The 12,648-nt window shown below is 45.6% G+C and carries 14 protein-coding genes and 1 tRNA gene; 10 read left to right on the top strand and 5 right to left on the bottom strand.

The genetic code is table 11. The annotated features are described in order from the left end of the window. The first annotated feature begins 1 nt into the window (after position 1). The 3 genes from ICN33_RS08100 to ICN33_RS08110 are packed head-to-tail and all read left to right on the top strand — an operon-like array spanning position 2 to position 2,438. Positions 2 to 1,222: an MFS transporter gene (locus ICN33_RS08100; RefSeq protein WP_216196079.1), complete on the top strand. Its 1,221-nt coding sequence runs from the start codon at positions 2 to 4 to the stop codon at positions 1,220 to 1,222. A 9-nt stretch (positions 1,223 to 1,231) separates the two neighbouring features. After that, the gene (locus ICN33_RS08105; RefSeq protein ID WP_216196081.1) at positions 1,232 to 1,918 is read left to right on the top strand and encodes a dienelactone hydrolase family protein; all 687 of its coding nucleotides are present in this window, start codon (positions 1,232 to 1,234) and stop codon (positions 1,916 to 1,918) included. Between the two features lie 19 nt (positions 1,919 to 1,937). Beyond that, positions 1,938 to 2,438, top strand: a complete 501-nt coding sequence (locus ICN33_RS08110) for a hypothetical protein (RefSeq protein ID WP_216196084.1) — start codon at positions 1,938 to 1,940, stop codon at positions 2,436 to 2,438. Here ICN33_RS08110 and ICN33_RS08115 read toward each other — a convergent pair. Next, positions 2,424 to 3,734, bottom strand: coding sequence for an APC family permease (locus ICN33_RS08115; protein ID WP_216196086.1), 1,311 nt, complete (start codon positions 3,732 to 3,734; stop codon positions 2,424 to 2,426). The genes ICN33_RS08110 and ICN33_RS08115 overlap by 15 nt on opposite strands. A 152-nt stretch (positions 3,735 to 3,886) precedes the next feature. Between ICN33_RS08115 and ICN33_RS08120 the strand changes: the two genes are divergently transcribed. After that, on the top strand, positions 3,887 to 4,024 hold the full coding sequence (locus ICN33_RS08120) for a hypothetical protein (RefSeq protein ID WP_216196088.1): 138 nt from the start codon (positions 3,887 to 3,889) through the stop codon (positions 4,022 to 4,024). A 162-nt stretch (positions 4,025 to 4,186) separates the two neighbouring features. Here the strand turns inward: ICN33_RS08120 and ICN33_RS08125 are convergent. Further along, positions 4,187 to 4,273: transfer RNA gene (locus ICN33_RS08125), tRNA-Leu, on the bottom strand. A gap of 157 nt (positions 4,274 to 4,430) precedes the next feature. On the opposite strand from ICN33_RS08125, the gene rnr reads away from it, so the two are divergent. The 5 genes from rnr (at position 4,431) to ICN33_RS08150 (ending at position 8,860) form a co-directional block, all read left to right on the top strand. After that, positions 4,431 to 6,824, top strand: a complete 2,394-nt coding sequence (rnr, locus tag ICN33_RS08130) for a ribonuclease R (RefSeq protein WP_216196090.1) — start codon at positions 4,431 to 4,433, stop codon at positions 6,822 to 6,824. 20 nt (positions 6,825 to 6,844) lie between these two features. Then, positions 6,845 to 7,612, top strand: a complete 768-nt coding sequence (gene rlmB, locus ICN33_RS08135; protein WP_216196092.1) for a 23S rRNA (guanosine(2251)-2'-O)-methyltransferase RlmB — start codon at positions 6,845 to 6,847, stop codon at positions 7,610 to 7,612. A 15-nt stretch (positions 7,613 to 7,627) separates the two neighbouring features. Continuing rightward, positions 7,628 to 7,813 (top strand): DUF2892 domain-containing protein, encoded by a 186-nt coding sequence (locus ICN33_RS08140; RefSeq protein WP_216196093.1) that lies wholly within the window; start codon positions 7,628 to 7,630, stop codon positions 7,811 to 7,813. A gap of 183 nt (positions 7,814 to 7,996) precedes the next feature. Further along, positions 7,997 to 8,512, top strand: a complete 516-nt coding sequence (locus tag ICN33_RS08145) for a hypothetical protein (protein ID WP_216196095.1) — start codon at positions 7,997 to 7,999, stop codon at positions 8,510 to 8,512. 93 nt (positions 8,513 to 8,605) lie between these two features. Next, the gene (locus tag ICN33_RS08150; RefSeq protein ID WP_216196097.1) at positions 8,606 to 8,860 is read left to right on the top strand and encodes a hypothetical protein; all 255 of its coding nucleotides are present in this window, start codon (positions 8,606 to 8,608) and stop codon (positions 8,858 to 8,860) included. Between the two features lie 22 nt (positions 8,861 to 8,882). Here ICN33_RS08150 and tal read toward each other — a convergent pair whose 3' ends face one another. Next, the gene (gene tal, locus ICN33_RS08155) at positions 8,883 to 9,860 is read right to left on the bottom strand and encodes a transaldolase (protein ID WP_216196099.1); all 978 of its coding nucleotides are present in this window, start codon (positions 9,858 to 9,860) and stop codon (positions 8,883 to 8,885) included. 93 nt (positions 9,861 to 9,953) lie between these two features. Between tal and rpiA the strand changes: the two genes are divergently transcribed. Continuing rightward, a complete protein-coding gene (gene rpiA, locus ICN33_RS08160) occupies positions 9,954 to 10,664 on the top strand; it encodes a ribose-5-phosphate isomerase RpiA (RefSeq protein ID WP_216196101.1) in 711 nt (236 codons plus the stop codon). Positions 10,665 to 10,943: 279 nt separating this feature from the next. On the opposite strand, the gene ICN33_RS08165 is transcribed toward rpiA, so the two are convergent. Both ICN33_RS08165 and argA read right to left on the bottom strand, forming a co-directional pair. Continuing rightward, a complete protein-coding gene (locus ICN33_RS08165) occupies positions 10,944 to 11,216 on the bottom strand; it encodes an oxidative damage protection protein (RefSeq protein WP_062308940.1) in 273 nt (90 codons plus the stop codon). Positions 11,217 to 11,248: 32 nt separating this feature from the next. Next, entirely contained in the window at positions 11,249 to 12,613 is a 1,365-nt protein-coding gene (argA, locus tag ICN33_RS08170; RefSeq protein ID WP_216196103.1) for an amino-acid N-acetyltransferase, read from the bottom strand. Positions 12,614 to 12,648: the final 35 nt, after the last annotated feature.

The following is a 12,648-nucleotide window of genomic DNA, read 5'->3' on the forward strand; positions in this document are numbered from 1 at the left end:
ATTGAATTTAGTTCGCACCCCTCAGCAAGAGAGATTCTTTTTGCTTTCCTTGGCTGGCATTCAGTTCACCCACATTCTGGATTTTATGATCATGATGCCGCTTGGGCCTCAGTTCATTAGCGCTTTATCGATCAATACGCATCAATTTGGTTTATTGCTATCTTCTTATACTTTTGCGGCTGCGATTGCAGGCGTATTTGCCACCTATTACATCGATCGATTTGAGCGCAGGCAATTGCTTCTGCGTTTGTATGTTTGCTTCATTATTGCAACCATAGCCTGTGGGTTTGCCCAAAACTATCACATGCTATTTATCGCGCGTGCCTGCGCAGGTGCTTTCGGAGGCATCTTAGGGTCATTAGTGCAGACGATTGTTGCCGACTCCATTCCTTTTGAACGCAGAGGGAAAGCGCTGGGTACGGTCATGGCCGCTTTCTCAGTTTCAACAGTCGCTGGCGTGCCTTTAAGTTTGTTCTTAGCAAACCACATTAGCTTTCTAGGCTGGCGTGCTCCTTTCATGTTTATTGGCCTCATCTCTATATTGATTTTGTTTGTTGGATATCGCTTTATCCCTAAAATTTCTGGACATTTACATCACGTCCAGGAGGGTAGTCGCTTTAGGCAAATCTATGACATTCTGATTGCCCACAAACATGCACGCGCTTTTATGTTTATGGGACTAATTATGATCACCGGATTCTCAGTGATTCCCTATATTGCCCTGTATCTCACCTCTAATGTCGGCGTTGCTAACTCCTATATTTCTTTAATTTACCTATGTGGTGGTATTGCTACTTTGATGAGCTCAAGGTTGATAGGTCAAATGGCTGATAAATATGGCAAGGTTAGAGTGTTTAGAGTTCTGGCGATTGTTAGCTTAATTCCGCTGATAGTAACAACTAATCTTGAACCGGTTCCCCTTTGGGTTGTGTTGATTAACTCCACATCATTTTTTATCTTGATTTCAGGGCGTATGATCCCGGCTATGGCTATTGTGAGCCAGCTCGTGGAGCCAAAGATCCGGGGAACCTTTATGAGTCTAGTAGGCTCAACTCAGATGCTAGCCTCTGGAATTGCATCTGTTTTGGCAGGCCTAGTCGTCACTATTGCACCAGACGGAAAGATGGAGCATTACAACTTGGTTGGCTACGGCGCAGTTATTTGTGGGTTACTGACATTCTGGCTGGTAGGATATATTCATAACGATACGAAAAAAGCATAAGGAGATCTCATGATTGAATTTAAAAGACCTGATGGACAGGCATTGAATGGTTATTTAGCTGAGCCACGTGATAAAGCGAATGCCCCTGGAGTAGTTGTCATTCAGGAGTGGTGGGGTCTTGATGAAGAGGTTAAGGCCGTGGCCGATCGCCTAGCTAAAGCAGGGTATCGTGCGCTGGTTCCTGATTTATACCGCGGTAAGTTGGCTCTCGAGGCTAATGAAGCTGAACATTTAATGGGTGATCTCAATTTTGGGGATGCCGCTGGTCAAGATATTCGGGGTGCCGTTCAATATTTGAAGGCAACTGGCAGCGCGAAAGTTGCAGTTACTGGATTCTGTATGGGCGGTGCGTTAACCGTATTGGCCGCCTGCAATGTGCCAGAGTTAGACGGCGCTATCGTCTGGTACGGTAACCCGCCTCTTGAATACGTTAATGCTGAAGCTATTACTAAGCCGATGCTTGGACATTGGGCCTTGCATGATGAATTTTTCCCGATTTCAGGAGTGGATCAGTTGGAGGAAAAGCTCAAAGCAGCAGGCGTGAATTATGAATTTCATCGCTACGATACAAAGCATGCCTTTGCAAACCCTAAAGCAGATTCGCGGGACTTACCGCCTCTGAAGTACAACGCTGAAGCAGCTCAGCTGGCTTGGGAGCGTACGCTAAAATTTTTACAGAAATACATTAATCAATAATCATCTCCCTTGAACCGCTATGCACTTATTTGCCGAAAATCTTGCTGTTGAAATTTCTAGTTATTACCGTAACTTAGCTTTGGGTCATGGCGTAGTGCCAAAGGTATTTACCTTAGTAGACGGTGAAGGCGACCAATATCTCTTTTTTATTGATGATCTCCCTTTTGAGAAAGATGAAGAGGCAAATCAGTTTCTTGCTTATATTGTGCAAGCGCATGAGGCAGTTTGCTATGCCCGCGGAACTTTAGTAATCGTTGAAAAGAATCAACAGTTTATTGAGTTTGCAGTGATCGACCGCGACGACACGGATGCGATTGTCTGTTCAGCGGAGCTCACAAGGGACATTGAGGATAAGCCTATTGGTCTTGGTGAGTTTGAAAAGACATTGGTTAAGAAGGGCTCTATTATTTTTGGCGGCCTATTTGAACCAGTTCAGATTTCTGAAAATAAGATCGATGACTTTGAAGGTCTTTGGGTGGAGATGAAATCAAAAATCTTGCACCGCTCAATGGGGCTCTAATTTCCTTCTCAGAAATTTACGGGAAGTTGCCTCTAGTGCAAAGGACCCAATTAAGGCGCAGCCCAGCGCAATTGCGCTGCCTGGTGCACTTTCAATTACATTCAAAAGCAGCGTCGTAAACAAGCTCAAGTTAATAATAATGGCCGTCCAGAGAGGCCATAACTTTGCACCAGTTTGCTTACGCACTCGAATATGCCCATAGGTAATTGCTGCATATACCAATAAAAAGGCAAGGCTAGCCATTTTGCCAACTACATCTAGCGGGAATGCCAATACCAAAGCAATTACCAGGAGTGCGGAGATGGTTAATGCACGCAACTGTGTTTTTAAAACAGACTCACTCAGAGCTTTGGAAACGGAGCTTTTCCTTGTCATGTCTGCTGCAATATTCGAGGCGGCAAAGATGGTGGCATTGAGTGCGGCGGCACAGGCCAAGAGGGCGGACGCCCCAATGACAACAAAGCCTGTTTTACCTGCAACGATTTGGGCTGCCTCAGCCAATACGTGGCCGCTGTAAAGCGACATTTGAGCAGGGGAAAGCAGAAGTATTGCTGCGGTGCTAACCAGTACATAAGCGATCGTTACCAAAATGAGCGCAGAGAACATGGCAAGTGGCAACTCTTTTTGGGGCTCGTGCATCGCATTTGAGGAGTTGGTTACCACCCCAAAGCCTTGATAGTTGATGTACAAGATACCAGTGGCAATCGCGATGCCATTCAGAGACCAGCTAGAAAAATGAAATGTCTCAACATTGGCAACATGAATGCCTTCGACAGAAAACAGTAACAGAGCAAGTGTTACAAAGCCAATCGCTAACATTTCTGCTTTGCCAACAATATCGGTGCCTAGCAAGTTAATGCCGGCGCAAAGAATGACTATGCCAGCACCAACTATTTTTACTTCCAGTGGAGATAAATTTCCGCCAAATAGGGTGTTGGCATATTCAGAAAAACCTGCGGCATAAAGCGCAGCAGCAATCAGATAAGCGATGTATTGAAATATATTGAGGCCGCCCGAAATTACCCCTGGCCCAAAGCTCATTACTGTGAATGTGGCGGCACCTCCACTGCTAGGAAAAGTGGCGCCTAATTTGGCATAAGAGTAAACCGAAAATGAGGCAGCAACGGCGCCCAGTAAAAAGGCCAAAGGAATATGAGATCCCGCATGAGCACTGGCAGTGCCTAAAAGGGAAAACAGCCCAGCACCCATCATCCCCCCAATACCTAGGGCGGTAGCTGAAAAAAGGCTAATTGCTTTGGATTTCTTGCTCGAGTCTTTGAGTAAGGCGGGATTCAATTGGGTAGTCAGGGTATGTTGAGAGCTTTTAGTTAAGAGCCCTATATTAAAGCTATTTAGGGTTAAGGAAGACTATATAAATGGCTGGTCAATGGCATAAATCGGAACAATAACTATCAGAGAGATTTCCTGTAAAAAAATTCAACCGCACCATGATTTCTCAATTTATTGCCGCTGTGAAGCCTAAAGAGATTATCGAGAAAGTTATAGGAGCATGGCTTGGTGGTAAGAAAATCGACACCACTATATTCACTGAGCAAATTACGGCGATTGATCCTACCCAACGCTAAGGAATCGGGTGAGGCAGCTCTCAAAAATGCGCATAGTCATTAATGAGTATTCATTACCGATTTAAAGAAATGCCGCCTTTGGGCGGTTTTTCATCAGGAGCAAACTTCTATGCCTGTTGAAAAAGGCGCTTTTGGCCCCATATAGGACTTTGTAGGTGTATTTGGTGCCCAGGAAGGGACTCGAACCCCCACAACCTTACGATCGCCAGCACCTGAAGCTGGTGCGTCTACCAATTTCGCCACCTGGGCATACCTTTATTATAGAGGGATGGGCGTTTTGAGGTCATTTCCGCCCCCATTTGGCTTTTTCCCTTCAGACTTGGTGGTTTGATACAGTAGCCTTATTCATAACAAAAATAGATATCAATAGATATATAGACAGGGCATGTATTGCCGAAGGAATTAAATGCGTAAAGCAAAAGACTTGGTGCCACGTGAGGCTGACCGCTTAGGAACAGTCCAAGGGCATCGAGATGGATTTGGATTTGTCATACCCGACGATGGTGGCGAAGATATCTTTCTATCTGAAAGAGAAATGTCACGCGTAATGCATGGTGACAGAGTTAATGTCAGAGTATTGGGAACAGATCGACGTGGTCGTCCAGAGGGGCAAATTGTCGAGGTAGTTCTGCACGCCAATAAAGTAGTTATTGGGCGTCTCTTAAATGAAAATGGTGTCCTGATTGTTGCGCCGGAAGATAAGCGCATTGGTCATGACATTTTGATTCCACCAAAAGGTCAGGGCACTGCTAAGCTAGGTCAAGTTGTTAGTGTTGAAATTATTGATTACCCAGATAGCTATCGCCAGGCAGTTGGTCGCGTAGTTGAAGTCTTGGGCGAGATTGATGATCCCGGTATGGAAATCGAAATCGCTGTGCGTAAATATGGCGTCCCCCACGAATTTTCCGCCTCAGCCATGAAAGAGGCGGCAGCATTGCCAGATACGGTGCAGCAATCGGACTTAGAGGGTCGTGTTGATCTTCGCGATGTACCTTTGGTAACTATTGACGGCGCTGATGCGCGAGACTTTGATGATGCCGTTTACTGTGAGCCCGTCATGTACGGCCAGACTAAGGCCTGGCGTTTAATTGTGGCGATTGCTGACGTATCGCATTATGTAAAGCCTGGTCAACCATTGGATGATGAAGGTTTATTGCGTGCCACTTCGGTGTATTTCCCAAGACGTGTCATTCCGATGCTTCCTGAGAAGATCTCGAATGGCCTTTGTTCGCTTAATCCCGGAGTAGATCGCCTGTGTATGGTGTGTGACTCTGTTGTAGATAACAACGGTATTGTTTTGGCTTACCAGTTTTATCCAGCAGTCATGCACTCGGCGCAGCGCTTTACCTACGATACTGTTTGGGAAATTCTTTCTAATAGCAAGGGTCCTGAAGCAACGCGCTTTGCGCAGTTCCGTCCATTACTGGGCAACCTTTATTCTCTTTATAAGATTCTATTGGCCGCTCGTGAGAAGCGGGGCGCTATTGAGTTTGAAACTACCGAGACTCAAATCATCAGCAACGAGCTTGGCAAGATTCTGCGCATTGAACCACGTCTTCGCAATGATGCTCACCGCTTAATTGAAGAGTGTATGTTGACTGCTAACGTTTGCGCTGCTGACTTCATTGATAAAAATAAGCATCTGAGCCTATATCGCGTTCACGGTGAACCATCAGAAGAGAAGTTAGTTACCTTGCGTCAAGTTCTGAGAACCTCAGGTTTGTCTTTGGGTGGCGGAGAGAAACCTAAGCCTCGTGATTACGCAAAATTGATGCGTGAAATCAAAGAGCGACCTGATGCCAATATGTTGCAGTCAGTTGTATTGCGCTCCATGCAGCAGGCGATGTACCAGCCAGATAACGAAGGTCACTTCGGTTTGGCTTACCCAGCGTATTCTCATTTCACCAGCCCGATTCGTCGCTATCCGGATTTGCTAACGCATCGAGTGATCAAGTCGATTCTCCAGAAAAAACCATACGTGCCGGTATTACCGCCTAAGGTACCGCTGAATCTCACCTTGCCGCGTAAAGGCAAAGGTCGTGAGAATGCAGTTAATGCTAAGAAATCTCAAAGTGATGCAAAAGCTGGGGTGGCCAAGGGTGTAAAAACACCTAAAGGTGCCAATGCCGCATTACCAATCTGGGGCCAATTGGGTGTTCACTGCTCCTCGAATGAGCGTCGTGCTGATGAGGCATCACGTGATGTAGAGGCTTGGCTGAAGTGTTACTACATGCGCGACCATTTGGGTCAAGAATATGCAGGCACCGTTACCGGTGTTGCTAACTTTGGCTTGTTTATTCAATTAGAGAATCTCTTTGTTGAAGGCATGGTGCACGTCACTGAGCTTGGTGGAGATTACTTCCAATATGATGAAGCTCGACAAGAGTTGCGTGGAGAGCGCACTGGTATTCGCTATCGCTTAGGCGATCGCTTACATGTATTAGTAAGTCGCGTTGACTTAGACGCACGTAAGATTGAATTTAGTCTTGTTAAATCAGTTGGTGCTGAGCCTGGTGGCTCTTCCAATCGCCGCCAGCTTTTATTGGCAACGGATACAGGCAGACCCAATAAAAAAGCTGCCCCTCAAAGAAGTCGTTCTGATAACAAGATCCCACAAAAGCCGAGCGGCATCAATGTGAATGCAGCTAAATCTGCTGGGACTTTAGGAGCTAACCAGTCTAAGAGCAAGGCTAATAGTAAAAACAATAAAAACGGTAAGTCCGCTAAACCGGGTAGATCAGTCGGCAAGCCTGCAGGCAGCAAACCCCCGGTTCGTAGTACTAATGCACGCCGCAAATAAAGATTGATTAGAAAAATAAGATGAAACAAATATTAGTAGGTTTTCATGCGGTGCAAGCGCGTTTACGAGTTGACCCAGATAGTCTGAAGTCTGTGTACTTTGACTCTGGTCGTCGCGATAGGCGTATGGGGGATTTCTTAAAGCAAGCAGAAGAGATTTTGGGTGAGCGTTTGCACGCCGCTGATGCTGAGCGTCTACATAAGTTGACAGGGCATGATCGTCACCAAGGGGTTGTGGCCTTGGCTGAAAAAATGACTGTGGCACGCACTGTCACTGAAGTGGTTGAAGATGCTGAGGGTGCTCAGAAAAAGCCATTGTTCCTGGTTTTAGATGGCATTACTGATCCCCATAACTTTGGAGCTTGCCTGCGCGTAGCAGATGGCGCTGGCGTAGATGCTGTAGTAGTTCCTAAAGATCGCTCCGCATCAATTAATGCCACTGTAAGCAAGGTATCTAGCGGGGCATCAGAAGTGATACCCGTTATTACGGTTACCAACCTCGTTCGAAGTATGAAAGAGATGCAGGAAGCTGGTGTTTGGCTAATCGGCACCGATGATGAAGCTACAAAATCGATTTATGACATTGACCTCACGGGGCCTATTGCCATCGTGATGGGGGCTGAAGGCGAGGGTATGCGCCGCCTCACCAAAGAAACTTGCGATGAGCTAGTGCGCATTCCTATGCAAGGTGCAGTCTCAAGTTTGAATGTATCTGTTGCAAGTGGCGTATGCTTATATGAGGCATTAAGACAGCGCCTAGCCAAAGAAACTGATAAAGCTGCCAAGTAAAACAAGGAGCTTCATATGAAATGCAATATGGGACACACTGATCGCGTTCTACGAATGACTGTTGGCGTCACGCTGATGGGCTTAGCTGGTTTTGGTATTACTGGCCCGTGGGCTTGGATAGGCATTGTTCCCTTACTAACGGGAATGATCGGTAATTGCCCAGCCTATTCTTTACTCGGTATTAATACCGGCAAGAAGTAATAGAAATTCTTTCGCTTGTTTTAGCATGGCAAGTAATGATGTACAGGGACTTGCTTCCCCTTTCTTTGACCCTCTTTATCATTAAGTTGGGTTAACGATCTAAAAACCACCTACCTAATATCAATCGATTATTGGTGAAGTTTCAGTAAACTTTCTTCAAAATTACCAGAAGGCTATTTGCCAGTGAATTTAAAAGAGAAAATGGGTTCTATCAAATTAAAGATAGGTATCACTTTTCTGTATTTGGGAGTGGCTTATTTTGGTTTGCAAACTCTTGCATCAAACCAGCATGATGAGTTTGGGAGAATGGTCAACTCTTCCGGTAAACGGGAGGTGGTGTGCCCAACGCAGCAAAAAGATACTGGTGTATTGCTGGTAATAGGACAGTCAAATTCAGCAAATTATGCTGAAAAGAAATACACCACTGAGTTCCCCGATAAGGTTGTTAATTACTTTAATGGACATTGCTATGTTGCATCCTCGCCATTATTGGGGGCATCCCACAATCAGGGTGAATTTATTACGCTAATGGCCGATAAACTGATAAGAAATGGCACTTTTCAAAATGTGGTCGTTATATCTTCTGGCATTGGCGGGTCACCAATATCTCGTTGGGAAAAAGATGGCGACTTAAACAAAATGCTATTAGAAGTGGTCACACAGTTTGCAGGCCTCTATAAAGTAACCGATATTATTTGACATCAAGGGGAGGCCGATTTTCTCCTTGGCACCTCAAAGCAGGAGTACTACAGTGCGTTTCACTCGTTAGTAGATTCCTTGGAGGGCGGTGGGGTGAGGGCAAATATATTTATTGCTATAGCAACTAAATGTGGCGTTAATCCATCTTGGAAGGAAGCCAACCCAGTTGCCCTGGGTCAGGCGGCATTAGTTGATAGCAAGCAAATTTTTTTGGGTGCCAATACCGACGCTTTACTAGAAAAACAAGATCGGCAGATTGGGGATGATTGCCACTTTAGTGAAAGTGGGCAGGAGAAAACTGCCAATGCTTTCGCGGACTCAATCAAAAAAGCGCATCAAAGCCAATAATCTGCCATTGGTTTAGCTTGAATTACTTGGCCAGCAAAGCCTCTAACTTCTCAGTATCAACACAGAAATTCCTAATGCCTTCAGCTAACTTCTCAGTTGCCATCGCATCATTATTGAGCTGCAGGCGAAAACTGGATTCATCTAGCTTTAAAGGCGTAATGCCTTCGGCCTGTAACGCAGTTTGAGCATTGGCAGCATTGAGTTTTTTCTCAATAGATACATTGCTGCTTTGAAGTTCGGCCAACAATTCTGGGCTGATGGTCAGCAGATCTACTCCGGCTAGCTCCAAGATTTGACTAGTATTTCTGAAGCTGGCTCCCATAATTTCAGTAGGGATGCCAAAGTGCTTGTAGTAATGAAAAATTCTCTTTACCGAAGTCACGCCAGGATCATTCGCTCCACCATTGGCGCTATCGCTCCAGTTGCTAGCTAACTTCGCTTTATGCCAATCCGTGATACGGCCCACAAATGGTGAGATGAGTTTTGCGTTAGCTGCTCCGCATGCAGCCGCCTGCACTAAAGAGAAGAGCAAAGTCATGTTGCAATGAATGCCCTCAGCCTCTAATTCTTTGGCAGCAGCAATGCCTTCCCATGTGCCGGCCAATTTAATCAGAATGCGTTTTCGGTCAATTCCATGGGATTCGTATAGAGCAATTAAATGCTTCGCTTTCGTTACTGTTGCTTTGGTATCAAATGACAATCGTGCATCCACCTCCGTGGAAACGCGACCTGGGACAATTTTCAAAATCTCCAAGCCAAACGCGACCAAGATGTAATCCACCAAATCAGTTGGGCTCAAGCCTGGATGGGCATCCTTTACAGAGCGCACTAAATCTTGATAGTTGCTTTGCTGCGCAGCCTTCAATATCAGGGAGGGGTTTGTGGTCGCATCCTGTGGCTGAAAGGCCTGCATGCGCTCAAAATCGCCTGTATCGGCCACAACGGTAGTGACTTTCTTGAGTTGCTCTAGTTGGCTTAGTGACGAAGAGGTGCTATTCATGGGCTTGCTCGCTGCTAAAAGTGGTTTTCTTGTGGATATCATATGATAGATGGATTAATAACTCTGTTCCAGTAAAGGCATTTGGTAAGGTATATGAATCAAGATCAACTAAAGCAAATGGTGGGTGAGGCTGCGAGAGATGAAGTGCTTAAGCTCCCTGCTGGACTGGTCTTGGGTGTGGGAACTGGCTCGACTGCAAACTGCTTTATTGATGCACTAGCCCCACATAAGGATCATTTTGCGGGCACGGTATCGAGCTCCAATGCAACCACTGAGCGACTATTGAAGCATGGCTTTAAAGTGCTCAATCCAAATGATGTACAAGGTCTGCCGGCTTATGTAGATGGCGCGGATGAAATCGATCCAGCTGGTCATATGATTAAAGGCGGCGGTGGGGCGCTCACACGAGAAAAAATTATTGCCTCAATGGCAAAGCAATTTATTTGTATTTGCGATTCATCTAAGCAAGTGCCGGTGCTTGGTAACTTTGCGTTACCAGTAGAAATTATTCCCCTTTCCCAGGGTGTTGTTACAAGAGCGTTGGAAAAGATTGGTGGGGTAGTCACACTTCGTTTGGCTAAAGATACGCGTGTAGATTTAAACCAAACCCAAAGCGAGCCATTTGTTACGGATAACGGCGGCTGGATTTTGGATGTTGCTGGATTAAAGATTGCAAACCCTATTGCATTGGAAGCTCAAATCAACCAAATCGCTGGCGTGATTACTGTGGGCCTATTTGCCAAGGAAAAGGCTAATATTTTGCTCGTTAGCAATGCGGCTGGCGTTGAGAGAATTGCGCTTTAGATATTAAAAAACCCGACGGGGTATGCCCATCGGGTTTGTTTGCCACGTTTAACGTGACGCGGATAATCGGAAGATATTGAGTTCCGACATCCATAAGTGCATAGATGCACTTATCTTTAGTGGCTTTCGCCAATGTGAGCGAGACACCAACTCTGTCTCACCACAATTCCATCCTACGCCTTTAGTTGGCAGTGTCAACAACAATCAAAAATATATTTTTATAAATTGCACTTCAGTTTGAGATAAATCAATTGCTGTAACGCAATACCAAATAAATGCTTACTCGGCAGGGGGTACATAACCCTGGGCCATATCAGCTCCACCCTCGAAGAAATACTTCTCAACCTGCTTCAAAAGGTATTGGCGTGCTCGTGGGTCTGCCATGTTGAGGCGATTTTCATTAATCAACATCGTTTGCTGCTTTAACCAAGCAGCCCAAGCCTCCTTAGAGACTTGATTCCAAATCTTTTTACCAAGCTCGCCTGGAAGTGGAGCGAAATCCATTCCTTCGGCCTCTTTATTAAGTTTGATGCATTGAACCATGCGTGCCATCTGTAATGCCTTTCTAATGTATTTCTTTTTTCTTATAGATCTTTAGTTAAAACCATGGACTTGCGATCCCAGTTGTAAATTTGTTTTCTTTCTTCAGGCAGATCATCTACTGATGCCCGTTTAAAGCCACGCTTTAAGAACCAGTGCTCGGTTCTAGTGGTGAGAACAAATAATTTTTTAATGCCTTCTTGCTTGGCGCGCATTTCAACACGTTTGAGTAGACGCTCGCCATCGCCAGATCCTTGAACATCAGGATCCACTGCGAGACAAGCTAACTCACCAACACCATTGGGAAATGGGAAGAGGGCAGCGCAACCAAAGAGAACGCGGTCATGCTCAATGACTGAGAAGCGCTGAATATCACGCTCAATCACATCCTGGCCACGCGCTGCCAAAATACCTTCATCCTCAAGGGGCATAGTGAGTTGCAAGATGCCGCCAACATCATCTTGGTTAGCTTCACGTAAGTTCTCAATATCGGATGAGGCCAGCATCATGCCAATACCGTCATGGGTAAAGAGCTCTTCTAAAAGCGCGCCATCTTGGTTGCATGGCAAGAAATGAACACGGCTAACGCCCGCCCTGATCGCTCTTCCAGAGGTATTAAGTAGACTCTTCATGCCTAACTCCATGTCCTTGTTCTGGCCAACGTAATCTTGTAATTGAGCCATTGACATTTCTGTTATGAAATCACCTTCAGCGTCTTTTAAGCCATCGTATGGACTTAAGAAAATTAATTTATCTGCTTTGAGAGCGGCAGCAGTAGATGCGGCAACATCCTCGTATGCGAGATTAAAAGCTTGGCCTGTTGGGGAGAAGCCTAGGGGTGATAGAAGGACAATCTTATTGCTGTCTAGGGATTGCCTAATCGAACTAGAGTCAACTTTACGAACGAGTCCAGTATGTATGTAGTCAGTGCCCTCTACAACGCCTACTGGCATTGCAGTAATAAAGTTGCCAGAGATTACCGAAATACGTGAGCCAGCCATTGGGGTATTTGGTAAACCCCGACTAAACGCTGCCTCAATATCGAGACGCAATTCACCTGCAGCCTCTTTAACGCACTCTAGAGCAGCTGCATCCGTAATCCGATAACTGTGCAGGGCGCTCTTACCAAACTTGCTGGTAATTTTCCGAAGCATTAACTGCTCTTCAATTTGCGGGCGAATGCCGTGAACCAAAACAATACGCATACCCATGGCATGCAACATGGCGATATCTTCAATCAGATTTTCAAGACCAATTTCCTGGACCAGTTCGCCAGCAAAGGCGATGACAAAGGTCTTTTCGCGAAAGCTATGAATGTAGGGCGCAACATCGCGCAACCACCCTACGAAAGGGAAGTTGGAGGTAGTTTCTTCGGCCATTAAGGCCTGATTCGGTGCATTTGTTGGCATAGTGAGAAAATTATAGGGTGCAAGAGCCTATAAAC

The sequence above is a fragment of the Polynucleobacter sp. UB-Tiil-W10 genome (assembly GCF_018881605.1).
In the GTDB taxonomy this organism is placed as follows: domain Bacteria; phylum Pseudomonadota; class Gammaproteobacteria; order Burkholderiales; family Burkholderiaceae; genus Polynucleobacter.

What these genes read in the sequence shown, in the direction of transcription:
- tal (WP_216196099.1), bottom strand. Translation starts at nt 9,860, where the DNA reads ATGAATAGCACCTCTTCGTCACTAAGCCAACTAGAGCAACTCAAGAAA.
- rlmB (WP_216196092.1), top strand. Translation starts at nt 6,845, where the DNA reads ATGAAACAAATATTAGTAGGTTTTCATGCGGTGCAAGCGCGTTTACGA.
- ICN33_RS08110 (WP_216196084.1), top strand. Translation starts at nt 1,938, where the DNA reads ATGCACTTATTTGCCGAAAATCTTGCTGTTGAAATTTCTAGTTATTAC.
- rnr (WP_216196090.1), top strand. Translation starts at nt 4,431, where the DNA reads ATGCGTAAAGCAAAAGACTTGGTGCCACGTGAGGCTGACCGCTTAGGA.
- ICN33_RS08140 (WP_216196093.1), top strand. Translation starts at nt 7,628, where the DNA reads ATGAAATGCAATATGGGACACACTGATCGCGTTCTACGAATGACTGTT.
- ICN33_RS08120 (WP_216196088.1), top strand. Translation starts at nt 3,887, where the DNA reads ATGATTTCTCAATTTATTGCCGCTGTGAAGCCTAAAGAGATTATCGAG.
- ICN33_RS08165 (WP_062308940.1), bottom strand. Translation starts at nt 11,216, where the DNA reads ATGGCACGCATGGTTCAATGCATCAAACTTAATAAAGAGGCCGAAGGA.
- ICN33_RS08105 (WP_216196081.1), top strand. Translation starts at nt 1,232, where the DNA reads ATGATTGAATTTAAAAGACCTGATGGACAGGCATTGAATGGTTATTTA.
- rpiA (WP_216196101.1), top strand. Translation starts at nt 9,954, where the DNA reads ATGAATCAAGATCAACTAAAGCAAATGGTGGGTGAGGCTGCGAGAGAT.
- argA (WP_216196103.1), bottom strand. Translation starts at nt 12,613, where the DNA reads ATGCCAACAAATGCACCGAATCAGGCCTTAATGGCCGAAGAAACTACC.